Here is a 22,303-nt window from a genome sequence, read left to right as displayed (position 1 = left end):
GAATGAAAACGTTAGAAACCGTTATTGAACCGCTTCTTCACCGTTATCGATTTTCAGCAACTCAACTTCAAATACCAACGTTGAGTTTGCAGGAATGGTTGGTGTATCTTGCTGGCCGTAAGCGAGCTCTGGTGGAATAACGAACTTGAACTTAGAGCCAACTGGCATTAGTTGAACGCCTTCAGTCCAGCCTGGAATCACTCGGTTAAGTGGGAACGTAGCTGGCTCGCCGCGGTCGTAAGAGCTGTCGAACTGAGTACCGTCAATCAACGTACCTTTGTAGTGAACTTGTACCGTATCGGTGTCTTTCGGTTGTTCACCTTCCGCTGCGGTCAATACTTGGTAAAGCAAACCCGTGTCTGTCTTCACAACACCGTCTTGTTTTTCAAATTCAGCGCGGTAATCATCACCCGCTTTTTTAGCCGCTTCTGCTTTCTCAGCGGCCTGCTTTTGCATCGTTTCAGCAACACGCTTATCTAGAGATTCTAGCGCAGCACGCGTCTCTTCTTCGTTTAGCTCTGCTTTGCCTTCAAAGACATGTTCAATGCCTTTAAGAACCAAGTCTTTGTTCAGCGTAATACCAATCTCGCTTGGCTTGTCTAGACTGGTGCTTAAGTAGTTAGCAAAAGAGACACCGATGGCGTAAGCAGCTTTGTCATCTTCGGTTTTAAAGTGAACCGCTTTACCTACTTCTGCTTGAACTTGCTCTACTGCTGGAGCAGCTTCTGTCTTTGGCTCTTCTTCTTTTTGGCAGCCAACAGCTAGCGCAACAGTTGCAGCAAGCAGTGACACTTTAAAAATTGATTTCATTGAACTCTCCAATTGAGACTTTTGTCTTTGTGCACAAATCTTTAAGAAAGACTGGTGTGCATTCGCATGTTGTACCAATATAACCAATATGCGTCTGAAATAAACGTAAACCAAGTGGATAATTGGACTTGATGCGAATAATTTTTAACACTCTACTTATTACGATTGTCATCACAACGTTAAATGGCTGCTTTTTCTCCAACCAAGATGTTCAACGTTGGGATATCGAACTTAAAGGCACCACCAGCTTCGCATTGAGTCGTGATGCTCGCTTTGCCCTGCTTTACTCAAAAGAGCACCAACTCGTTTTATGGGATCTATTTGAAAACCAACAATTGGCTTCATTAGGCGAACAAGACCCTCAGGCAAGCACCGTATCCCGAATCCGCATTTCCGACAATGGCCGCTTCGCGATCACCGCCACTCAAATCAACTTTGCCGTTTGGGACCTTGCATGGACTCAGGCTGAAGGGCTTTGGTCAATTTCAGATGGCGTAATTCGAGATGTTGATATCGCAAGTAATGGTGACCAAGTACTACTTGGTTTATCCAATGGTAAAGCCATCTACGTCAACTTAGTCACCGGACGACGATTAGAGTTCCTTGCTCACAATGAAAAAGTCAATTCAGTCTCCCTTTCACCCAATGGTCGTTTTGCACTATCAGGAGGAAATGACTATAAGGCTTACCTATGGGATACCAATACCGGACAGATATTGCATACGTTTGAACATGAACAACGCGTAAACCGCGTCGCGCTGCAAAGAGATGGTAAATATGCCTTTACCTCAGACGGAGGGAATCAAGCCATTGTGTGGGACTTAACAACAGGTAAAGCCCTGTCAGAGCTGAGCAGCTTCTCAAGACAGTTAATCTTTTCCACCGCCCGCTTTTCTGATGACGGCCAATATCTCGCAACAGGCACTCCGTCGGGTCGTTTAATGGTTTGGAACAGCCTCACTGGCAAACGCATCGACCGCTTCGACGTAGAACCATTAAAAGATACTCGCCCTCCGCGCGCAGTGGTGTATGATGCTGCCTTTGACAGCCAAAGTCGTATTATTTCGGCAACCTCGGCTGGTATTGCCCAAGCTTGGAATGTGGATTACTAGAAATGACAGATAAGCGAGTTGAACAGTTGGAAAATCGCGTGAATGACCTTGAGTGTCAACTCGCGTTTCAAGAGCAGACAATCGAAGAACTCAACGAAGCATTGAGTCAGCAGCAGCTTTTGATCACCAGAATGCAAGATCAGATGAAGTATGTTGTCGGCAAAGTCAAAAACATGGATTCATCCAACCTTGCAGACCAATCTGAAGAGGCGCCACCTCCTCACTACTGATCGCCTCTAGCCAAATACATACGCGATTACTGTACCAGCAACCACTAGGCAGCCGCCTATACGGCGTAATTGATTATCAGGCTGGCGACTGAGCTCCGCCACCATATTGCGCCAACCGTTTGGAGCAATCAAGGGACCTAACCCTTCGACGATAAGCACCAAACCTAACGCAAACCAAAGTGAATTCGACATAACTACCTCAGAACAAAAAATAAAGGCTCCACATGGGAGCCTTCAACCTATCTTAATTTCAATTACTTAGCTTCTGCACCAGCAGAGTTATTCATGTACTGGAAGAAGTCACTCTTCGGATCCAATACAAGAATGTCACTCTTGTTACTGAACGATTTCTCGTATGCTTTTAGAGAACGCATAAAGCTAAAGAATTCTGGGTCTTTGTTGTAAGCATCCGAGTAGATTTTCGCAGATTTCGCATCCGCTTCACCTCGTGTTACGCGCGCCGTCTTGTCCGCTTCTGCTAGAACAGTTGCCACTTCTAGATCAGCTTGTGCACGGATAACTTCTGCTTTTTCACGACCTTGAGAACGGTGGCGACGAGCAACAGACTCACGCTCAGCTCTCATACGACGATAGATAGACTCACTGATTTCATCAGGTAGGTTGATTTTCTTCATACGGAAATCAACAATCTCGACACCCAAATCTTTCATTGCACTGTCCGTTGTACCGACCAGAACGTTCTCCATAATTTGGTCACGTTCACCGTCAACCTCTAACGCTTCAAGAGCCGCTTCGGTTGTCACTACTTCACTGTCGCTATCAGGCAAAACGTCTTTGTTGCGCGGACCGGAAACAATCTGCTTAATCTCACGCGCACCGATTTCAGAACGCAGCACGTCTGTTACTTTACGTTCAAGTAGCGCTTCTGCTGTCAAGGCATTACCACCACCTGTTGTTAGGTAGTAACGACCGAAATCAGAGATACGCCACTTAACGTAAGTATCGATCAGTACGTCTTTTTTCTCAGATGTCACGAAACGGTCAGAACGGCCATCCATTGTCTGGATACGCGCGTCCAATGTTTTCACTCTGTCGAACAGCGGCATCTTGAAATGCAGACCTGGTTCGTAAATCTTAGACACACCGTTGTCATCAAGAACACGACCAAATCGAATTACCAATCCACGCTCACCTTCTTGAATGACAAATACTGACATTAGCAGTAGAACAATAGTAACGACCAATACAGGGATCATTAACTTACGCATTCTTAATATCTCCCTTGACGTGAACCAGTTGAACGAGATTGCGAGTCTGAAGTTGTTTCAGTTGACTGAGTTTCTAGCTCAATCTGGTCATAAGCTGAAGACGACTTCGTGCTACGTTTGGTTTGAGTGTTGCCTTCACCCGCTAACTTGTCGATTGGTAAGTAAAGCAGATTGCCGCTAGATTCAGAATCAATCAGAACCTTAGAGGTGTTGCTGTAAACTTCTTCCATCGTGTCTAGGTATAGACGGTTACGAGTAACTTCAGGTGCAGCTTGGTATTCAGGAAGTAGCTTCTCAAACTGTGCTACTTGACCAAGAGCTTCGTTAACAACGCGCTCAGAGTAACCCAATGCTTCTTTCTTCAAACGCTCAGCTCGACCTGTAGCTTTTGGAAGAATATCGTTTCGGTATGCTTCTGCTTCACGCTCAAAACGCTCTTCATCCTCACGAGCCGCAATAGCATCATCGAAAGCGTCTTTAACTTGCTCCGGCGGACGCGCTGATTGGAAGTTGACATCGACAATAACAACACCCATATCGTAGCTGTCTACGATCTCATTTAAGGTTTCCTGAGTGCTTTGACGAATTTGCTGACGACCCGTTGTCAGGATGCTATCCATCAGCGAGTCACCGATTACAGCACGTAGCGCAGAGTCGGTAGCTTGACGTAAGCTGTCATCTGCGTTTGTTACGCGGAATAGATACTTGTATGGATCCGCAACACGGTACTGAACATCCATCGCAACCGTCACTACGTTTTCATCTTTAGTCAGCATTAGACCTGATGAACGTAGTGAGCGAATCGCCTGAACGTTAACCGGTGTCACTTCATCAATGAAGCGAGGACGCCAGTTTAGACCTGGATCGACCACACGGTCGTATTTACCAAGGCGCAGAACTACGCCACGTTCAGCTTCACCGATAGTGTAAAAACCAGCAAAGACCCAAATTGCTATTGCGATTGCTGCAATAACGCCTAAACCTAGAGCGCTACCACCACCGCCAATAGAAGGGCCGTTGCCGCCTTTTCCACCAAACTTTCCACCCAGTTTCTGACTCAGTTTATTAAATACTTCGTCCAAGTCTGGCGGTCCTTGATCACGGCCACCTTTGTTACCACGATTGTTATTACCCCATGGGTCATTATCGCGGCCGTTGTTGCCGTTGTTATTACCAGGCTCATTCCACGCCATTAGAAAGCTCCATCATTTGATATGACGTTATACTGTAGCAGTCATTTAAGTAACTATAAAGTCACGTAAAACTGCCTCTTCTCTTTTTTCAAGTCTAGACCAATCTACTTGCTGCATTCGAACATCAATCAACAAGTTACCGTCTTGGTCATATTCCTCATGTTGAATACACTTCATCTGGAAGAATGTACTACGAAGTCTGCCTTGATGTTGTGGCGGAATTCGCATTTGGTACTGAACCATTTGACTGGCTAACCGTTCGGTTAATGCCTCAAATAAGAGTTCAATGCCTTTACCTTCCATTGCTGAAACCCAAACCGTTTGCACAACGCCTTCGTCGTCACGCTCGATTCTTGGGTTTTGACCATCGAGGTTATCGATCTTGTTCATGACGATCAAAGCGGGGATTTCATTCGCTTCAATTTCTTCAAGAACATCATGAACAGCCTGAATATTCTCACGAAAACGCTCGTCACTGGCATCGACAACATGTAACAAAATGTCAGCTTCTTGCGTTTCTTGTAGCGTTGCTTTGAACGCCGCCACCAGATCGTGTGGTAGGTGACGAATAAACCCTACCGTGTCCGCCAAAATAGCAGGACCAACGTCTGATAACTCGATCTTACGTAAAGTTGGGTCCAAAGTAGCAAACAATTGATCCGCTGCGTAAACACCCGCTTCGGTAATTCGGTTGAACAGTGTTGATTTCCCTGCGTTGGTATAACCAACTAGGGAGACGGTTGGGATTTCCGCTCGACTTCTAGCACGGCGACCTTGTTCACGCTGCTTAGCGACTTTTTCTAAACGGCGTAATATCGTTTTGATACGTACACGCAATAAACGTCGGTCAGTTTCTAGCTGAGTTTCACCTGGCCCCCGTAAACCGATACCACCTTTTTGTCTCTCTAGGTGAGTCCAACCACGAATCAGTCGAGTAGAGATATGACGAAGCTGGGCCAATTCGACCTGTAGCTTACCTTCGTGAGTTCGGGCACGCTGAGCAAAAATATCCAGAATAAGACCCGTTCGGTCTAACACTCGACATTTACACAACGCTTCTAGGTTACGTTCTTGGGCAGGAGAGAGGGCGTGATTGAAAATCACAATATCAGCACCGGCTAACTGCACAGCTTGTGCAATTTCCTGAGCTTTACCCTCTCCGACATAGTATTTAGGGTGTGGTGACTGGCGGCTTCCGGTTACGACTTGTAACGAAGAAACTCCAGCTGAAGAGACCAGCATTTCAAACTCGCTGAGATCTTCCCACTCCCCTTCTTGCGTAAAGTTGATATGAACAAGTACGGCTCGCTCACCGGCTTCATAACGGTCAAACAAGCAATCAACTCCTTAAAATAATGCTCGAATTAGCAGTCAGGATATTAATCTTCTGACTTCTCTTGCTGACGCTCACCGCCTTGTGGACGGTCACCGCTGTGGTGGCTCACTGGACGAGCAGGTACCACAGTAGAAATTGCGTGCTTGTATACCATTTGGTTTACTGTGTTTTTCAGCAAGATAACAAATTGGTCGAAAGACTCGATCTGACCTTGTAGTTTAATTCCGTTTACAAGGTAGATAGACACTGGAATACGTTCACGACGTAATGCATTTAAGAATGGGTCTTGTAGAGATTGCCCCTTAGCCATTTTATTTTCCTTATTTTGTAATTTTGTTTTAGTTATTTAGCTAGTGGTGCGCTGCATAAAGGATGCGGCTTTTGAATCTGAGCTAAACGTATAAAAAAACGCCCTGTCATTACCTGTTATGACGACTTTAAGTCGAAATTTCAAGTAACAGATCCTTTACAGGGTACATTCACGCAAAAGCGATCACATTATACACAGCTAAAACCGTCAGATGCTATTGCATTTGAAACAGTTTCCAATGCTTCGTCAATGTTCTCACTATCTAACCAAGTTAAATTATCCCAGCTGCGTAACCAGGTAATTTGTCGCTTGGCCAACTGGCGGGTTGCACAAACGCCCTTAAAAATAGCGTCATCAAGCGTACAATTCCCATCCAAATAGTCCCACATCTGCCTGTAGCCGACACATCGAATAGACGGTAGATCAGGGTGAAGATCGTCACGAGCATATAATGCTCGCATCTCATCCTCGAACCCCGCTTCCATCATTTTCTCAAATCGAAGCTCAATTCGGCGATGGAGCTCAGCCCTTTCCTTGGGAGCTATAGCAAACTGCTTAACCCTAAATGGCAACGAATCGCCTTTTGTTTTAGTCAGTTCAGTAAGAGTTTTACCTGAAATTCGATAAACTTCCAATGCCCGTGACAATCTTTGTGGATCGTTGGGGTGGATTCGCTCAGCTGATACAGGATCAACCTCTTTCAGTTGATCGTGCAGCACGTCCCAACCAAGAGTCAACGCTTCTTGTTCAATTTGCTGACGAATCTCAGGGTTTGCAGCTGGAAGTGGTGACAAACCTTCCAACAACGCTTTGTAGTAAAGCATGGTTCCACCAACAAGAAGTGGGATCTTGCCTTGCTCTACAATCTTATTCATTTCATTTAAGGCATCGCGACGAAAGTCTGCAGCTGAATACGCTTCGCTTGGATCAAGTATGTCGATCAGACGATGCGGTGCTAGCATTTGCTCACGCTCGTCAGGCTTGGCGGTGCCTATATCCATTCCTTTGTAAATCAACGCGGAGTCGACCGAAATAATTTCTACGGGATATTTTTGGCGCAAGCGGATCGCCAACTCTGTCTTTCCAGATGCCGTTGGTCCCATCAAAAATAGAGCCAAAGGTAGTTGTTTATTTTTCATAATTCTAATGCTGCAATGGTCGCAGAGAAATCGACCGGTTTTACAAACGTTTGATCGTTTAACGGAAGGTTCCCCTGCCAGAGCTGTTCGATATCAGCAATGATTTGAATCGCTTCCGACAAAGTGTAGTCGCTTTTCACTTGAGTGATATGGCTACTTAACCAATTTGCCAATCGAGAATGCTCGAGATTGGCTTGCTCCGCCAAAGACGAAGCCGCGTAAGATAACAGATCTGGTAGCAATTGTTGTAAGTTTTGTTGGCGCAGCGGCTGTGGTACACCCATGACCATCATTGCTTGATGGTTGCGCTTCTTTAGCTCAATGCCAAATGTCAGCAATAAAGTTTCAAGCCTCTCGGCTACCTGAATCTGCTCAGGATCGAGTTTTAATGACAGTGGGACAAGCAATGGCTGACTCTTCAATGAACCATTGCGCGTCGACAATTGGCCATTCACACGTAACCATTCCGCTTTCGCTAGGCTGACTAAGTGTACCCCTTGCTTGTTGCCCATCGCGACATAACGACCTGATGCCATGCAAATCGCTTTACCTAATGATTCGACGACCGCAGCTGGCGAAGGTTCATTTTCTTCAGCGTTCCGATCCTGTCCGACAGGCGCAGAAATAGGCTCTAGATCTGGCGTTTTGAGTAACTCTTGATAGGCTCGTACTTCTTGCTTACTCGGGGCTGGTTCAGCATATCGCTCAGAGGTATTTGCTTTGTTAGGCTGAGGTTTTGATTCGATCCACTCACTGCGGACAGAAGCCTCGCGAACTTCAGAGCGGCGCTCGTTGTAATCAGACCTTCCGGGATATGAGGGAATCTTTTCTACAGCGTCATAAACACGCTCACTGACTGACTGATGAGTCGACTCACTATTTAGCCCTTTATCAGAGTCATTTGACGGCTCTTGTGTATGGAAAGCAGACGCCGTGATCTCCGGTTTATCAATATGCGCACTTTGGGCGAGTGCATCACTGAGCGCTTGATAGATAAAATCATGCACCAAACGAGCTTGATGGAAGCGAACTTCATGTTTTGCTGGGTGGACATTGACATCTACCTGATGCGGGTCGAGCTCAATAAACAGAACGTAAGTAGCAAACTGCTCTGGTTTGAGGCTGGTTTCGTAGCTCTGCCTAATGGCGTGATTGATCAATTTGTCACGCATCATCCGGCCATTGACGTAACAATACTGCAAATCACTTTGTTGACGGGCGCCCTCTGGCGTTGTGATCCATCCTTGTAACTTAAGCCCTTGATGCTCAAGTTCAATCTTAAGCATGTTACGGACAAACGCACTCCCGCAAACCGCGGCAATGCGCTTCTCAGCTTGTACTTCGGTTTTCGCCGCTCGATATTGCTTAATCATCTTACCGTTGTGACGAAGATTGATCGTCACATCAAAACGGCTAAGCGCGATTCGTTTGATCAGTTCATCAATATGAGAAAACTCGGTCTTCTCTGTGCGAAGAAATTTACGACGAGCTGGAGTATTAAAGAATAGATCAAGAACCTCGACAGTCGTACCAATCGGATGTGCGGTAGGTTGAAGCTTCACAGCCATTTCCCTACCCTCGGTATAGGCAGACCAAGCTTGCTCTTGGGTAGCTGGGCGAGAGGTCATGGTCAAACGCGCAACAGAGCTGATACTGGCCAGTGCTTCACCGCGAAAGCCTAAACTGATGATGGCTTCGAGATCATCTAAGGTGTGTATTTTGGAGGTAGCATGGCGGCTTAACGCCAAACCGAGTTCATCTTTGACGATACCTTTGCCATTATCACGGACTCGGATCAGCTTGGCTCCACCTTTTTCAATATCGATATCGACTCTAGTGGCGCCTGAGTCAAGGCTATTTTCAACCAGTTCTTTAACAACGGAAGCCGGTCTCTCAACCACTTCACCCGCGGCAATTTGGTTTGCCAAACGTGCTGGAAGAATTTTAATTGTCATAGCCCATCACCATCAGTTGTTGGGAATAATTAAAACTTGGCCAATCGCAAGTTCATCGCTGCGCAGGTTATTCGCCTCTCGAAGACTTTTAACACTCACCCCATACTTACTCGCTATTTTGCCTAAGAATTCACCACGCTGAACCTTGTGCTTACGCAATGGCTGATCTTTCATGCTTACGGTAATTTTGAGTTTCTGACCCAATTTCAACGTATCTGATTTCAGCTTGTTTTCACGCTTAATATCAGCCACCGCCACTTTGTATCGAGCGGCAATTTTTCCTAAATATTCACCGCGTTGAACCACATGAGTGATCGTTTTTGTCTCAACAGGGTTAGTCACCACAGGCACAGGTATTGCGCCTGACGAGCCAGGGATTGTGAGGATTTGACCTATCGCAATGTTGCTACTCTTAAGCTTATTGGCTTGCATTATCGCCTTAGTTGAAGAGCCGTATTTCTTCGCAATCAGAGAGAGCGACTCACCTCGTGAAACCTTGTGTTTAATTGCTTTGCCGCGATTGGCAAACAAGGTGCCCTCAGGAGGGTTTTCCTCAAAATATTGGACTACTGCTTTGGTTACAGAACGCGCCAGTTTATCTTGGTGGCTACGTTGAAATAGCAATCGTTCTTCCGTTGGGTTAGTTATAAACCCCGTTTCAACCAAAACAGAGGGAATATCCGGAGACTTAAGAACTGCAAGACTCGCATTCACAGGCTCTTTCTTGTGTAAGTGAATCCCCGCTCGAGTCATCTCTTTTAAAATCTTTGTTGCTGCTTTATAGCCCTCTTTTTGAGAATGACTAAATTGCAAATCCAGCAAAGTTTGACTCACATTCCTATCACTTGAGTTCTTTGCTAATACGTCACCAGCACCGCCTAGTAATTGCGATTGTTGTTCATGGTTCTCAACCCAACGAGCGATTTCAGAATTGGCGCGGCGAGTATTCAGAACAAAGACAGAACCACCTCTTGGTTTAGGGGTACGGAAGCCATCGGCATGAATAGAGATTAAGAAATGCGCTTTGTTTTTACGGGCAATTTCAGACCGTTTATTGAGGTTTACAAAGTAGTCACCACCTCGAGTCAGCACAGCCTTCATACCCGGGACAGCATTAATCTGTGCCGCAATCTTTTTTGAAATTGCGAGGGTTGCATGCTTTTCATACTTTCGTGTTGGACCAATTGAGCCTGGGTCTTCCCCACCATGACCAGCATCAATCGCTACGACAATATCCGCACTGCCGGCAAGTTGAGAAGCATCTCGACTAACCGCGTTTGGTTTCGAAGAGGTATCGCTGGCTTTAGGTGCCGTGTCCGACGCCCCATGCGGGATATCAATCACCAAACGGTGACCATATTGTCCACCAGGTGTTGGCGCTAGTTTGAATATTTGGGGAGTGGTTTTCTTTTTCAGCTCAAACACCAATCGATAGGTGCCTTTTGCCGGGGGGGAACTTTTACGAATTTTTTTAAGAACCGGGCTATCCGACACATTGATAGGCAACTTGGTACCTAACGTCGTTTGCTTCAAATCCACCACTAATCGCTCTGGACTGCTGAGCGTGAAATAGCTGTACTCAGCTTCAGACTTCAGATCGATAACAACACGAGTTTCATCTGGCGACGGCCAAACGCGCACCCCTTCGAGCGCGTTGGCAAAAACATTGGCAGAAAATAGAGTAAGAGCTATGAGAAAAGGGAAGAATGCAGCTCGTAACAGTTTACTGATTAACATAACTCCAACTGTTCAAGTAATTGAGACCCATATGTGTTATTGGCGGTCAACTCGGCGACACGCTGTTCACCGTTATAACGTAATTCAATATCCAAATCTGCCGCTGGCAGCAAGCCTTGGCCCTTTTCAGGCCATTCAACCAAACAAATTGCATCAGGCGTGAAGTAATCACGAATCCCCATAAACTCAAGTTCTTCAGGATCCGCCAAGCGGTAGAGATCAAAGTGATACACCTGCCAAGCGTTGAGTTGATACGGCTCCACTAGCGTGTAAGTTGGACTCTTCACATTCCCATCGTGACCAAGAGCACGCACGAAGCCGCGGCTAAATGTCGTTTTCCCCGCGCCCAAATCCCCATGCAAGTAGATAGTGGTTTGCTGTGAACAAAGTTTCGCTAAAGCTGTTCCTAGCAAAATCGTTGCTTGCTCATCTTTAAGGGCAAATTGTTTGGTGCTCATGAAGATCATTCTCTACGTCGTGTCTGTGTAAAACTTAAAAGAACAAGAATAGTAAACTGGGTTGGTTTTAAGAGACAAGCGTTGTTGTGTAAGTAAAAGCCAAAAATAAGCAAAATCTTGCTTTAATAGTTAGGATCATTGGCTAGATCCAGAGTTTAAGATCCGTTAAGATCCCGCCCCCATTTAACCAGAGCGATCAGCATGAACTATCAAGAGCTCGCCGACAAGATCAAAATTTGGGCTCAAGAGCTCGGTTTTCAAAAAGTTGGTATCTGTGACGTTGATTTAAGCGAGCATGAAGCCGAGCTTCAGAAATGGCTCGATGCTGGTTATCACGGGGAAATGGACTGGATGGCCCGCCACGGTATGATGAGAGCAAGACCTAACGAGCTGTTACCTGGGACCATTCGCGTCATCAGCGCTCGCATGAACTACCTACCTCCAGAAGCTCAATTTGCCTCAAATCTGTCAGATACCACCCAAGCATATATCAGTCGATACGCGTTGGGTCGCGACTACCACAAATTGGTTCGCAATCAACTCAAGAAGTTAGGTCAACGCATTGAAGAAGAAGTTGGCCAGTTTGGCTATCGTCCTTTTGTCGACTCTGCGCCGATTCTAGAGCGTCCACTCGCCCAGAAAGCTGGCTTAGGCTGGACTGGTAAACACTCACTCATCTTAGATAAAGAGTGCGGTTCGTGGTTTTTCTTGGGTGAGCTGCTGATTGACCTACCTCTTCCAATTGATACGCCTAGCGAAGATGCATGCGGGAAGTGCAAAGCGTGTATCACTTCCTGTCCGACCTCAGCCATCATTTCGGAAGGCGTTGTTGATGCCCGTCGCTGTATTTCCTATCTGACGATTGAATTTGACGGTGTAATACCAGAAGAGTTTCGTAAACCAATGGGGAACCGTATCTATGGCTGCGATGATTGCCAACTTGTTTGCCCATGGAATCGATTCTCAGACATCACGGAACAAAGCGATTTTCACAGACGCAGTACACTCACTAACGCAGACCTCGTCCAATTATTTTTGTGGGATGAAGCCACGTTTCTAAAAAACATGGAAGGTTCAGCGATCAGGCGTATTGGTCATATTCAGTGGATGAGAAACTTATCTATCGCCATGGGAAATGCCCCTTTCTCTCCACGCATTATTGACGCTCTCAGAGCTCGAGCAGGTATCAACGACGTTCTTGACGTCCATATTGACTGGGCGATTGAGCAGCAACTAGGCCAAGAATCGATCGCAAGAACTGATACGAAGCAGCAACGGTTGATACGTATTGTAGAGAAAGGACTGCCTAGAGATGCATAAAACTTGCCTATGTGCCCTATGCGCAATTTGATTTAGCTCTAAAAATGGAAATGTGGAAAAAAGACGAGAGGATTGCTTGTTTTCTTACAGATGGAAAAGTTAATCACAATACCAACAAATGACTAGGATCAAAAAACAGTCACTTAATGATCATCTACCACCTCAATTAATGGTGGTAGAAATCCATCAAAACACATCAAAAACAACCACTTAGGGCAAACCGCATCATTAGAAAGAAAGTTTCAGTAAAAGAAAGATCCTATAAAAAAGCGGTTATACATAGCGTAAATTCAGGTTACCCACCAAGTTATCCACATCGTTTGAATTGTGGATAAGTCTGTTAATGGATGTCGAAAGCCCTAGTTCACCTAGGCTCACCATGATTTTTTACTTGAGCACATCCCGTGCTGGATAGAAATTAGAGACATAAAAACGCCCACCTGACTTCAGGAGGACTCGATTATGTTTTTGGTTGATGCTTCTCAGCATTAGATAAAGAGCGGTGGTCTCAATGACCGTTTCAAATGATTGTGTCATTTGAAGGAGATTTGGAGCGTCTCGGCTGGACTCAGTCACAAGGTTCCTCGTGTAAGCCAAGCACTCTAAAATTTGGAGCGACACACGAGGTTCGAACTCGTGACCTCAACCTTGGCAAGGTTGCGCTCTACCAACTGAGCTAGTGTCGCTTTTTGTCATCGTTAAGTACGATGATGACTATAAATTGGAGCGACACACGAGGTTCGAACTCGTGACCTCAACCTTGGCAAGGTTGCGCTCTACCAACTGAGCTAGTGTCGCTTCTTGTCATCGTTAAGTACGATGAGGACTACAAATTGGAGCGACACACGAGGTTCGAACTCGTGACCTCAACCTTGGCAAGGTTGCGCTCTACCAACTGAGCTAGTGTCGCATATCAACAGCTAGTGCTATTGATGAAATTTGGTTGCGGGAGCCGGATTTGAACCGACGACCTTCGGGTTATGAGCCCGACGAGCTACCAAGCTGCTCCATCCCGCGTCCGTATTTCACCGTTAAGTACGATGATGACTTTAAATTTGGAGCGACACACGAGGTTCGAACTCGTGACCTCAACCTTGGCAAGGTTGCGCTCTACCAACTGAGCTAGTGTCGCATATTCTCTTGAAGAGAAATTGGTTGCGGGGGCCGGATTTGAACCGACGACCTTCGGGTTATGAGCCCGACGAGCTACCAAGCTGCTCCACCCCGCGTCCGTATTCACCATTTGAGGCATGATGAAAGCCTATCAATTTGGAGCGACACACGAGGTTCGAACTCGTGACCTCAACCTTGGCAAGGTTGCGCTCTACCAACTGAGCTAGTGTCGCATATCAACAGCTAATGCTATTGATGAAATTTGGTTGCGGGAGCCGGATTTGAACCGACGACCTTCGGGTTATGAGCCCGACGAGCTACCAAGCTGCTCCATCCCGCGTCCGTATTTCACCGTTAAGTACGATGATAACTTTAAATTTGGAGCGACACACGAGGTTCGAACTCGTGACCTCAACCTTGGCAAGGTTGCGCTCTACCAACTGAGCTAGTGTCGCATTGGTTGCGGGGGCCGGATTTGAACCGACGACCTTCGGGTTATGAGCCCGACGAGCTACCAAGCTGCTCCACCCCGCGTCCGTATCACCATTTGAGGCATGATGAAAGCCTATCAATTTGGAGCGACACACGAGGTTCGAACTCGTGACCTCAACCTTGGCAAGGTTGCGCTCTACCAACTGAGCTAGTGTCGCATCAACAACGTTTCCGTCGTTCAGGGCTGCGAATTATAAGAGCATTTTTTTGTGATGCAAGTCCTTCATGCAAAAAAAAGTTGTTTTTTTTCCGTTTGATGAAAAAGCACACAGAACTGAATATTAATCGCTCAAAATTGACGCCGAGCCCCTCTAAACTCACGAAATGGCTTGGCTATCAAATGTTAAAAATCGTTTGACGGTAGTATTTTAGCTCTGCAATAGATTCTCGGATGTCATCCAACGCCAAATGACTGCCTGACTTTGAAAAACCGTCTAATACTTCCGGCTTCCAGCGGCGAGTCAGCTCTTTCAAAGTACTCACATCGACATATCGGTAGTGGAAGTACTCTTCTAACTCAGGCATGTGCTTGTACAAAAAGCGACGATCTTGGCCGATGCTATTGCCGCAAATCGGTGATTTCCCTTTCGGCACCCACTTCTCAAGAAAATCAATGGTTTGGCGAATCGCGTCTTGCTCAGTAACTTGGCTAGCTCGTACCCGAGCAACTAAGCCGCTGCCCGTATGAGTGGTTGTACACCACTCATCCATCTTCTCGAGCTCAGTCTCTGGCTGGTGAATGGCAAGTACTGGTCCTTCAGCTAAAATATTTAGCTCACTGTCAGTTACAATGGTCGCGATTTCGATAATTTTGTGGGTTTCCGGGTCCAGTCCGGTCATCTCCAGATCCATCCAAATTAAGTTTTGATCGCTAAAGGACATAAATCGGTGCCTATTGGTTTTCTGATAAAAAAGGTACTATACCCAAATTCCGATCCTCAAGATAGCTATCATCGAGGATCCATGTAAGACGATAAATGAGTTAAGTAGACGATTGTGGCAAAGAAAAAAAAGCTCACCAAAGGTCAAGTAAGGCGCGTACGCAGCAACCAAAAACGCAAGCTGAAAAATGAAGAATCCGTACAATGGGATGAATCCATGCTCGGCGGTACTCAAAAAGGTTTGGTGATTACTCGTTTTGGCCAACACGCGGACATCGAAGACTTGGAAAGTGGCGACGTTCACCGTTGTAACCTGCGCCGCGGCATAGAGTCTCTCGTATCTGGCGATAAGGTGATCTGGCGAGCGGGCTTAGAGTCAATGGATGGCATTTCAGGCGTGGTCGAGGCGGTTGAAACTCGTACTTCAGTTCTTACTCGACCTGACTACTACGACGGTTTAAAACCTGTCGCAGCCAACGTTGATCAAATGATTATCGTCTCTTCTGTGCTTCCCGAACTATCTTTGAACATCATTGATCGTTACTTAGTCGCGGCGGAAACCTTGCAGATAGCGCCGCTCATCGTGCTCAACAAAATCGACTTATTGGAAGCCAAACAACTCGAGCAGTACAAAACGTGGCTCGCTGAATATGAACGTATCGGCTATAAAGTCCTGTTTGTCAGTAAGCAAACTGGCGAAGGTATCGCTGAGCTAGAAGCCGAGTTAAGTGACCGTATCAATATCTTCGTTGGCCAATCTGGCGTCGGTAAATCGAGCTTGGTCAATGCGCTTATGCCTCAATTTAATGTTGAGGAAGGTGAGATTTCTGAGAACTCAGGTCTTGGCCAACACACCACCACCGCGTCACGCCTCTACCACATTCCTACAGGCGGTGATTTGATTGATTCACCAGGAGTACGAGAGTTCGGTTTATGGCATTTGGAAGCTGAAGAAGTCACCAAAGCGTTTGTGGAATTTCAACCCTACCTTGGCGGCTGCAAGTTCCGAGACTGCAAACATCTCGATGACCCTGGCTGTATCTTAGTGGAGGCCGTTGAACGAGGTGACATCAGTGAAATTCGCTTTGAAAACTACCATCGTATTTTGGAAAGCATGGTTGAAAACAAAGCAAACCGTCAGTATTCGCGTAACAAAAAAGCAGACTTGTAACGCCTTATTGCACAATTGAACCACGCTTTATACTGACTTTTGATGCGTTTTTGAGTAACATTCCGCGCCCAAAAGTAAACAACATCTAGTTAACATTGGAAAAGACGACAATGGATAAGATTAAAGTTGGACTGCAATACTGGATCCCCCAGCACGGTCTAACCCGCTTAGTCGGTAAACTTGCTTCCGCTAAAGCTGGCGGTCTAACTACTGCTATCATTCGCTGGTTTATCAAACAGTACAACGTGAATATGGATGAAGCACTGCATTCCGATCCTAAGCACTTCAAGACATTCAACGAATTCTTCGTGCGCGAACTGAAAGATGGCATGCGCCCTATCGCTGAAGGTGAAAATGTAGTGACTCACCCAGCCGATGCCTGTGTCAGTCAGTTTGGTCCAATTACTGACGGTAAGCTTATTCAAGCAAAAGGCCATGACTATACCGCGCAGGAACTCTTAGGTGGCGATGCAAACCTAGCGGCAGAATTTGCTGATGGTGAATTTGCGACGTTGTACTTATCTCCTCGCGACTACCACCGCGTACACATGCCATGCGATGGAACGCTTCGCCAAATGATTTACGTTCCAGGTGACCTATTCTCTGTGAACCCACTGACAGCAGAAAACGTTCCTAACTTGTTTGCTCGTAATGAGCGTGTTGTGTGTATTTTCGATACCGAATTTGGCCCAATGGCACAAGTGCTTGTTGGAGCGACAATCGTTGGGAGCATTGAACAAGTTTGGGCAGGAACGGTTACACCACCTCGCGGCAACAGCGTTTACAAATGGGATTACCCAGCGGAAGGTGATAAAGCTGTTATCTTGAAGAAAGGTGAGGAAATGGGCCGATTCAAACTTGGTTCTACCGTGATTAACCTATTCGCGAAAGACGCAATCACGTTTGATGAAACAATGCAAAATGGTCAAACGACGGTAATGGGTACACCTTACGCGCATTTAAAGCAAGAACAGTAACTAAAACACCATGTTCATACACTAAGCCTCGATTACTCGGGGCTTTTTTTGACCGAAAACAATTCAAATGCAACATTTTTAACCAGCTTGCAAAACTTCAACCTCAGTCTAAGACCCTAATTCGATTATTAATTATCCTTGTCATCAAAACTCTGTTACAAGGTGAATCATTCTATGCCCAAAATCGATCATGGGATCTTGGTGAAGCTACTGATTTGTTTTAGCTTACCTATTGGGGTCCTGTTCATGCCCATCGATGCAATTCCGATCGACGATCTGACGCTCATTCAGCATCGACTGCTGGCGATCTTTCTGCTCGCTGCACTGCTTTGGGTCCTTGAGCCGGTGCCCGTTTTTGCGACCTCGATATTGATCATCGCCCTAGAGCTGATCATGATTTCAGACAAGGGGCTACATTGGTTCCGAACTCCTCCTGCGGGGCATGATCTCGGAGAGTTGATGCAATACACCGATATTTTTAGCGCCTTCTCGTCACCCATTATTATTCTTTTTATGGGGGGGTTTGCGTTGGCGATAGCGGCATCCAAGTATGAACTCGATAACAACCTCGCTCGCGTGCTTCTCAAACCTTTCGGCCACCAGCCTAGGTTTATCATGCTTGGCTTAATGTTGATCACTGCTGTGTTTTCCATGTTTATGTCGAACACAGCGACCACGGTCATGATGCTCGCGCTGTTGGGCCCTATTGTTGCCTCTGCGCCCAAAGGTGATCTTGGGATTAAAGCCTTAGTACTTTGCATACCGATTGCTGCCAATACTGGTGGTATTGCGACCCCTATCGGTACCCCTCCCAATGCAATCGCACTGCAATATTTGACGGGAGAGAATAGCATCGACTTTTTGAGCTGGATGATGATGGGGCTTCCGTTTGTGGTTGTTCAATTGACCATCGCATGGTTCTTGTTGCAGAAATTATTCCCTTCTTCTCAAGCGACGATGACACTGAAGCTCGACGGACAGTTCCAAAAAAACTGGCGCGCTATCGTTGTATACATCACTTTTGCTGCCACCATTTTGCTTTGGATGACAACCAAACTGCACGGTATGAACACCTATGTTGTCTCGATCATTCCATTAGCGGTATTCACATTAACGGGCATCATGGGGAAGCCAGAATTAAAGCAGATAAACTGGGATGTACTTTGGCTGGTTGCTGGCGGGATCGCAATTGGTATTGGTCTAGACAAGACAGGATTAGCCGCCGCCCTCGCTCACGCGATTGATTATGAGGCTCTTTCCCCTGTCGCGGTTGTGACTACCATGTCGATTGTCTGCTGGTTGATGGCAAACTTTATGTCAAACACGGCGACAGCCAACTTGTTGATGCCCATCGCAGCGGCAATCGGGGCCTCAATGGAGAGCCTATCTGCTGTCGGCGGACTACAAGGTTTGCTTGTCGTGGTCGCCTTCTCGGCTTCACTCGGTATGATTTTACCCGTTTCTACTCCGCCAAACTCATTGGCTTACTCTACGGGACTGATTGAAAGCAAAGATATGGCGAAAACAGGAGTCATCATCGGTGTCATTGGCTTACTCATTGTTTACGCCGCAGCACTGATTATCACTTGATCCCACTCCAGACTTCCTACTTTATGTTTTGGGTAGGAAGTCACACTTCCAATAAAAGGTTTAGAAACGTCGATATTCCACTCTCTGAATAACAATATAGATCAAACATATAACTGGCCATTTTCTATACCATCAGAGTGATAATCTAATCAGCCCACTAAATATTTTACTTTTGCCACTCTCTGGGCGAACTCCGTAGGTGAATCTTCTAGAAAGCAAAGGTTTTTTACTTTCAGTTTGTTGTCTAATTTATGAAGGAAAGGCAATGAAATACACAATAAAACTTAAAATTCAAATCGCCATTGCAATCATCATTGCGGTTGTCAGTGGGGTTCAGGCTTGGATATCCGTCAGCCAACTCAAGCAGGAAACAACGTCCGCGTTGAACAGCGAAATGGCCAATATCAGCCATGCGACTGCACGTTATGTTTCAGACTGGCTTGAGATTCGCAGCGACATGATGCTTGCGAATGAGAAAAACATCCTAGAGGCAAGTGATGCAGACCGAGAGATGCTCGTGACCAAGCGTGCGGGTAACTTTCTATCTGTCTATGCTGGCTTTGAAGATGGCTCCATTGCCTATGGCGATAAAACCGAAGATTGGCCAGCCGATTACGATCCTCGCACGCGCCCTTGGTATCAAGATGCAATGGCAAGCAGTGGTTTAATCATCACAGAGCCTTACCAAGATTTTGATGGCAGCATCGTCATCAGCTTTGCCAAAGCATTCCGTGGCGCAAGAGAGGGCGTGCTAGCGGCGGACTTGACGGTCACTAACATCATTGACGAAGTACTCAATGTTTCATTGGATAACGACGGCTTTACCTTTTTGGTCGACGGTAACAACAACATCGTTGCTTACCAAGATGAGAAACTCAGCCAGAAACCACTCACTCAGCTCAACCCGTCTCTTAGCGCTCAAAAAATTAGCCAACTGATCGACACGGCCTACATCTCTACCATCACTTGGCCAGAGCAAGGTGACAAACTGATCTTCGTCGCCAATATTCCTTCCACCGATTGGTCACTTGGTATTGTCGTCGACAAAGAGCTGGCTTTTGCCTCGGTATCAGAGCAGATTCAATTTACGGCCATTGCATCGATTCTACTTTACTTAGTGATCGCGACGGTCAGTACTTATGTGGTCACTCGCTTGCTTAAACCGCTGCAAACATTATCTGCAGCCCTATCTGATCTCGCAGAAGGTGAGGGAGACTTAACGCAACGCATCGAAATTCGTCGTATGGATGAAATCGGTGAGCTCGCGACCCACGTCAACCAGTTCCTAAGTCAAATGCAGGCCATGATCGCCAACATCATCACTCACAGTGAGCAGCTAGCCAGTCAAGCAGCACAAGCGAACCAACTGTCACAACAGGCCTCTCAGCAAGTTGAAACTCAGCAAAATGACGTCAATCAAATTGCAACGGCAATCCACGAAATGTCAGCTACCGCAGCGGAAGTGGCTAGCCATGCAGAAATGACGGCAACGGCCTCTCAAGGGTCAGCATCAGCATGTGAAGATGGCCAGCTCGTGATTGAGAAAAACCGCGGGGCAATTGTTGATTTGGCTGAACAAGTCTCTTCTGCATCAGGTATTATTTCAGAATTGGAAAACAATACTCAAAGCATCAACCAGATACTCTCCACCATTCAAGAAATCGCCGAGCAAACCAACTTACTTGCACTCAATGCCGCGATTGAGGCGGCTCGCGCAGGTGAACAAGGTCGTGGCTTCGCCGTAGTCGCGGATGAAGTTCGAGTACTGAGTCAACGTACGCACGGCTCAACGGAAGAGATCCGCAACATGATTGAGACGCTGCAAAACAACACTAAACTGGCCGTAAATAGTATGCAGGCAAGTACTTCGCTTGCCGACACCAGTGTTGAATACGCCGAAAAAGCCTCACAGAGCTTGAACACCATCACCTCTGCCATCAATGAAATCAATGACATGGCGCTACAAATCGCCAGTGCGGCGGAAGAGCAACGCGCAGTAAGTGAAGACATTAGCCGTAATACGCAAGGCATCAAAGACGCGTCGGATATGTTGGCTTCACAAGCGGTTCAAAGTAGCGATAGCGCGAATCAAATGCGTGACTCCGCTGACACCATGCGTATGGAGGTTGGTCGCTTCAAAGTGTAAACGCTTTGTTTTAACGATAATTTGATGCATATTGTCAGCCATTCCCTTTACCTAGTCACAAGGATATCGTGTCAATGGGCTTTGAATGGCTGGCCTTGGCGGCAGCATTTTTATGGGCTGTCGCCAGCTTACTTTCGGTCACTCCCGCACAACACCTAGGCACCTTTGCCTACAGCCGATGGCGAATGGGCTGCACATCGCTCATTTTGGGGACGATGGCGATGGCTACCGGTGGATGGTCAACCGTCGAAACATCGGCAATTTCGGCGATGATGCTGTCAGGTGTCATTGGTATATTCATTGGCGACACTGCGCTCTTTGCTTGCCTAAACCGCATGGGACCAAGACAAGCAGGCCTTCTCTTCTCGTGTCACGCCGTTTTTTCAGCGTTATTGGGTTACTTCCTGTTTAGTGAAACCATGACCAATATGGAGCTACTGGGCTCTCTCCTTGTGTTCACTGGCGTAATCACTGCGATTTTCTTTGGTCGAAAAGGGCAAACCGACAACCAATTGGAAGCAATCAAAGGTAAAGTGTGGATTGGCGTTGGCCTAGGATTGGTCGCAGCACTTTGCCAAGCACTCGGTGGCATCATCGCCAAACCCATCATGCAAACAGACATTGATCCTGTTGCTGCCTCAGCCATGAGAATGATGACCGCTTTTGCCGCCCATTGCCTATTTTTCTTAAGTGGCGCAAAACTCGCTCGAGCCACTCAACCTATGAACATCAAGATATTTTCAATTACCGCCATCAACGGTTTTCTTGCCATGGCAGTCGGCATGACACTTATTCTCTATGCACTGCAAGAAGGCAATGTCGGCATGGTGGCGTTGCTATCCTCTACAACTCCGATCATGTTATTGCCTATACTTTGGATTTACTCAGGTAAACGACCCAATCGCTTTGCATGGATTGGGGCAATCGTAGCCGTTATCGGCACCGGAATTTTGGTTCAATAACCTATTACAGAAATCGGTGATATCTGCTTTTCTTTCTCTACCATTGAGAGAGAATCACACTTGAAAAAGAGTAAAACGCACTGGGCAAACGTATACATACAAATTATAGGGTGAAAGATAACAACAATATTTCACAAACAAT

General features: G+C 46.4%; 19 protein-coding genes and 11 tRNA genes. 8 read left to right on the top strand and 22 right to left on the bottom strand.

Translation table 11 applies throughout. The features are described from left to right. Positions 1–21 precede the first annotated feature (21 nt). Positions 22–810: an FKBP-type peptidyl-prolyl cis-trans isomerase gene (gene fkpA / locus OH458_RS12395; RefSeq protein WP_269978556.1), complete on the bottom strand. Its 789-nt coding sequence runs from the start codon at positions 808–810 to the stop codon at positions 22–24. A gap of 131 nt (positions 811–941) precedes the next feature. Here fkpA and OH458_RS12390 point away from each other — a divergent pair, with 131 nt between their 5' ends. Both OH458_RS12390 and OH458_RS12385 read left to right on the top strand, forming a co-directional pair. Further along, positions 942–1,922 (top strand): WD40 repeat domain-containing protein, encoded by a 981-nt coding sequence (locus OH458_RS12390; RefSeq protein WP_269978555.1) that lies wholly within the window; start codon positions 942–944, stop codon positions 1,920–1,922. A gap of 2 nt (positions 1,923–1,924) precedes the next feature. Further along, positions 1,925–2,152 (top strand): SlyX family protein, encoded by a 228-nt coding sequence (locus OH458_RS12385; protein ID WP_269978554.1) that lies wholly within the window; start codon positions 1,925–1,927, stop codon positions 2,150–2,152. Between the two features lie 6 nt (positions 2,153–2,158). Here OH458_RS12385 and OH458_RS12380 read toward each other — a convergent pair whose 3' ends face one another. The 9 genes from OH458_RS12380 to tsaE all read right to left on the bottom strand — a co-directional run bounded on the left by OH458_RS12380 (position 2,159) and on the right by tsaE (position 11,509). Further along, positions 2,159–2,344: a DUF2065 domain-containing protein gene (locus OH458_RS12380; protein ID WP_269978553.1), complete on the bottom strand. Its 186-nt coding sequence runs from the start codon at positions 2,342–2,344 to the stop codon at positions 2,159–2,161. A 62-nt stretch (positions 2,345–2,406) separates the two neighbouring features. Continuing rightward, the gene (hflC, locus tag OH458_RS12375) at positions 2,407–3,381 is read right to left on the bottom strand and encodes a protease modulator HflC (RefSeq protein ID WP_269978552.1); all 975 of its coding nucleotides are present in this window, start codon (positions 3,379–3,381) and stop codon (positions 2,407–2,409) included. Positions 3,382–3,383: 2 nt separating this feature from the next. Beyond that, complete coding sequence (gene hflK, locus OH458_RS12370) at positions 3,384–4,574, bottom strand: FtsH protease activity modulator HflK (protein ID WP_269978551.1); 1,191 nt, start codon at positions 4,572–4,574, stop codon at positions 3,384–3,386. Positions 4,575–4,619: 45 nt separating this feature from the next. Next, complete coding sequence (gene hflX, locus OH458_RS12365) at positions 4,620–5,909, bottom strand: ribosome rescue GTPase HflX (protein WP_005476746.1); 1,290 nt, start codon at positions 5,907–5,909, stop codon at positions 4,620–4,622. Positions 5,910–5,953: 44 nt separating this feature from the next. Further along, complete coding sequence (gene hfq, locus OH458_RS12360) at positions 5,954–6,220, bottom strand: RNA chaperone Hfq (RefSeq protein ID WP_005476744.1); 267 nt, start codon at positions 6,218–6,220, stop codon at positions 5,954–5,956. A 188-nt stretch (positions 6,221–6,408) separates the two neighbouring features. Further along, positions 6,409–7,359 (bottom strand): tRNA (adenosine(37)-N6)-dimethylallyltransferase MiaA, encoded by a 951-nt coding sequence (gene miaA, locus OH458_RS12355; protein WP_038141559.1) that lies wholly within the window; start codon positions 7,357–7,359, stop codon positions 6,409–6,411. Continuing rightward, entirely contained in the window at positions 7,356–9,314 is a 1,959-nt protein-coding gene (gene mutL / locus OH458_RS12350) for a DNA mismatch repair endonuclease MutL (RefSeq protein ID WP_269978550.1), read from the bottom strand. Before mutL ends, miaA begins: the two co-directional genes overlap by 4 nt. Positions 9,315–9,326: 12 nt before the next feature. Continuing rightward, positions 9,327–11,051, bottom strand: a complete 1,725-nt coding sequence (locus OH458_RS12345; RefSeq protein ID WP_269978549.1) for a LysM peptidoglycan-binding domain-containing protein — start codon at positions 11,049–11,051, stop codon at positions 9,327–9,329. Continuing rightward, positions 11,045–11,509 carry a tRNA (adenosine(37)-N6)-threonylcarbamoyltransferase complex ATPase subunit type 1 TsaE gene (gene tsaE, locus OH458_RS12340; RefSeq protein ID WP_269978548.1) on the bottom strand — a complete coding sequence of 155 codons (465 nt, stop codon included), beginning with the start codon at positions 11,507–11,509 and terminating at the stop codon, positions 11,045–11,047. The genes OH458_RS12345 and tsaE overlap by 7 nt, the downstream gene beginning before the upstream one ends. A gap of 201 nt (positions 11,510–11,710) precedes the next feature. Between tsaE and queG the strand changes: the two genes are divergently transcribed. After that, on the top strand, positions 11,711–12,829 hold the full coding sequence (gene queG, locus OH458_RS12335; protein ID WP_269978547.1) for a tRNA epoxyqueuosine(34) reductase QueG: 1,119 nt from the start codon (positions 11,711–11,713) through the stop codon (positions 12,827–12,829). A gap of 610 nt (positions 12,830–13,439) precedes the next feature. On the opposite strand, the gene OH458_RS12330 is transcribed toward queG, so the two are convergent. From OH458_RS12330 to orn, 12 genes are all read right to left on the bottom strand, one after another. After that, a tRNA-Gly gene (locus OH458_RS12330) sits at positions 13,440–13,515 on the bottom strand. Between the two features lie 36 nt (positions 13,516–13,551). Next, positions 13,552–13,627: transfer RNA gene (locus OH458_RS12325), tRNA-Gly, on the bottom strand. 36 nt (positions 13,628–13,663) lie between these two features. Next, positions 13,664–13,739, bottom strand: a tRNA-Gly gene (locus tag OH458_RS12320). A 30-nt stretch (positions 13,740–13,769) separates the two neighbouring features. Next, positions 13,770–13,846, bottom strand: a tRNA-Met gene (locus OH458_RS12315). Positions 13,847–13,885: 39 nt separating this feature from the next. Then, positions 13,886–13,961: transfer RNA gene (locus tag OH458_RS12310), tRNA-Gly, on the bottom strand. Between the two features lie 20 nt (positions 13,962–13,981). After that, positions 13,982–14,058: transfer RNA gene (locus OH458_RS12305), tRNA-Met, on the bottom strand. Positions 14,059–14,099: 41 nt separating this feature from the next. Continuing rightward, positions 14,100–14,175, bottom strand: a tRNA-Gly gene (locus OH458_RS12300). Positions 14,176–14,205: 30 nt separating this feature from the next. Continuing rightward, positions 14,206–14,282: transfer RNA gene (locus OH458_RS12295), tRNA-Met, on the bottom strand. Between the two features lie 39 nt (positions 14,283–14,321). Beyond that, positions 14,322–14,397: transfer RNA gene (locus OH458_RS12290), tRNA-Gly, on the bottom strand. 2 nt (positions 14,398–14,399) lie between these two features. Next, positions 14,400–14,476: transfer RNA gene (locus OH458_RS12285), tRNA-Met, on the bottom strand. 40 nt (positions 14,477–14,516) lie between these two features. After that, positions 14,517–14,592, bottom strand: a tRNA-Gly gene (locus OH458_RS12280). 178 nt (positions 14,593–14,770) lie between these two features. Beyond that, positions 14,771–15,316, bottom strand: a complete 546-nt coding sequence (gene orn / locus OH458_RS12275) for an oligoribonuclease (RefSeq protein ID WP_269978546.1) — start codon at positions 15,314–15,316, stop codon at positions 14,771–14,773. 114 nt (positions 15,317–15,430) lie between these two features. Here orn and rsgA point away from each other — a divergent pair, with 114 nt between their 5' ends. The 5 genes from rsgA to OH458_RS12250 all read left to right on the top strand — a co-directional run bounded on the left by rsgA (position 15,431) and on the right by OH458_RS12250 (position 22,161). Further along, positions 15,431–16,486 carry a small ribosomal subunit biogenesis GTPase RsgA gene (gene rsgA / locus OH458_RS12270; RefSeq protein WP_269978545.1) on the top strand — a complete coding sequence of 352 codons (1,056 nt, stop codon included), beginning with the start codon at positions 15,431–15,433 and terminating at the stop codon, positions 16,484–16,486. A 110-nt stretch (positions 16,487–16,596) separates the two neighbouring features. Next, the gene (gene asd / locus OH458_RS12265) at positions 16,597–17,463 is read left to right on the top strand and encodes an archaetidylserine decarboxylase (protein ID WP_269978544.1); all 867 of its coding nucleotides are present in this window, start codon (positions 16,597–16,599) and stop codon (positions 17,461–17,463) included. A 174-nt stretch (positions 17,464–17,637) separates the two neighbouring features. Further along, positions 17,638–19,053 (top strand): SLC13 family permease, encoded by a 1,416-nt coding sequence (locus tag OH458_RS12260; RefSeq protein WP_269978543.1) that lies wholly within the window; start codon positions 17,638–17,640, stop codon positions 19,051–19,053. A 265-nt stretch (positions 19,054–19,318) separates the two neighbouring features. Further along, entirely contained in the window at positions 19,319–21,199 is a 1,881-nt protein-coding gene (locus tag OH458_RS12255) for a methyl-accepting chemotaxis protein (RefSeq protein ID WP_269978542.1), read from the top strand. Positions 21,200–21,273: 74 nt separating this feature from the next. Continuing rightward, positions 21,274–22,161 carry a DMT family transporter gene (locus tag OH458_RS12250; protein ID WP_269978541.1) on the top strand — a complete coding sequence of 296 codons (888 nt, stop codon included), beginning with the start codon at positions 21,274–21,276 and terminating at the stop codon, positions 22,159–22,161. Positions 22,162–22,303 lie beyond the last annotated feature (142 nt).

The organism is Vibrio sp. MarTm2 (assembly GCF_027587055.1).
In the GTDB taxonomy this organism is placed as follows: domain Bacteria; phylum Pseudomonadota; class Gammaproteobacteria; order Enterobacterales; family Vibrionaceae; genus Vibrio; species Vibrio sinaloensis_D.
This window is presented reverse-complemented; position numbering and strand designations above follow the sequence as displayed.

Bases quoted from the DNA above. Each gene is read 5' to 3' on its own strand.
- fkpA (WP_269978556.1), bottom strand. From the start codon at position 810: ATGAAATCAATTTTTAAAGTGTCACTGCTTGCTGCAACTGTTGCGCTA.
- OH458_RS12390 (WP_269978555.1), top strand. From the start codon at position 942: ATGCGAATAATTTTTAACACTCTACTTATTACGATTGTCATCACAACG.
- OH458_RS12385 (WP_269978554.1), top strand. From the start codon at position 1,925: ATGACAGATAAGCGAGTTGAACAGTTGGAAAATCGCGTGAATGACCTT.
- OH458_RS12380 (WP_269978553.1), bottom strand. From the start codon at position 2,344: ATGTCGAATTCACTTTGGTTTGCGTTAGGTTTGGTGCTTATCGTCGAA.
- hflC (WP_269978552.1), bottom strand. From the start codon at position 3,381: ATGCGTAAGTTAATGATCCCTGTATTGGTCGTTACTATTGTTCTACTG.
- hflK (WP_269978551.1), bottom strand. From the start codon at position 4,574: ATGGCGTGGAATGAGCCTGGTAATAACAACGGCAACAACGGCCGCGAT.
- hfq (WP_005476744.1), bottom strand. From the start codon at position 6,220: ATGGCTAAGGGGCAATCTCTACAAGACCCATTCTTAAATGCATTACGT.
- miaA (WP_038141559.1), bottom strand. From the start codon at position 7,359: ATGAAAAATAAACAACTACCTTTGGCTCTATTTTTGATGGGACCAACG.
- mutL (WP_269978550.1), bottom strand. From the start codon at position 9,314: ATGACAATTAAAATTCTTCCAGCACGTTTGGCAAACCAAATTGCCGCG.
- OH458_RS12345 (WP_269978549.1), bottom strand. From the start codon at position 11,051: ATGTTAATCAGTAAACTGTTACGAGCTGCATTCTTCCCTTTTCTCATA.
- tsaE (WP_269978548.1), bottom strand. From the start codon at position 11,509: ATGAGCACCAAACAATTTGCCCTTAAAGATGAGCAAGCAACGATTTTG.
- queG (WP_269978547.1), top strand. From the start codon at position 11,711: ATGAACTATCAAGAGCTCGCCGACAAGATCAAAATTTGGGCTCAAGAG.
- orn (WP_269978546.1), bottom strand. From the start codon at position 15,316: ATGTCCTTTAGCGATCAAAACTTAATTTGGATGGATCTGGAGATGACC.
- asd (WP_269978544.1), top strand. From the start codon at position 16,597: ATGGATAAGATTAAAGTTGGACTGCAATACTGGATCCCCCAGCACGGT.
- OH458_RS12260 (WP_269978543.1), top strand. From the start codon at position 17,638: ATGCCCAAAATCGATCATGGGATCTTGGTGAAGCTACTGATTTGTTTT.
- OH458_RS12255 (WP_269978542.1), top strand. From the start codon at position 19,319: ATGAAATACACAATAAAACTTAAAATTCAAATCGCCATTGCAATCATC.
- OH458_RS12250 (WP_269978541.1), top strand. From the start codon at position 21,274: ATGGGCTTTGAATGGCTGGCCTTGGCGGCAGCATTTTTATGGGCTGTC.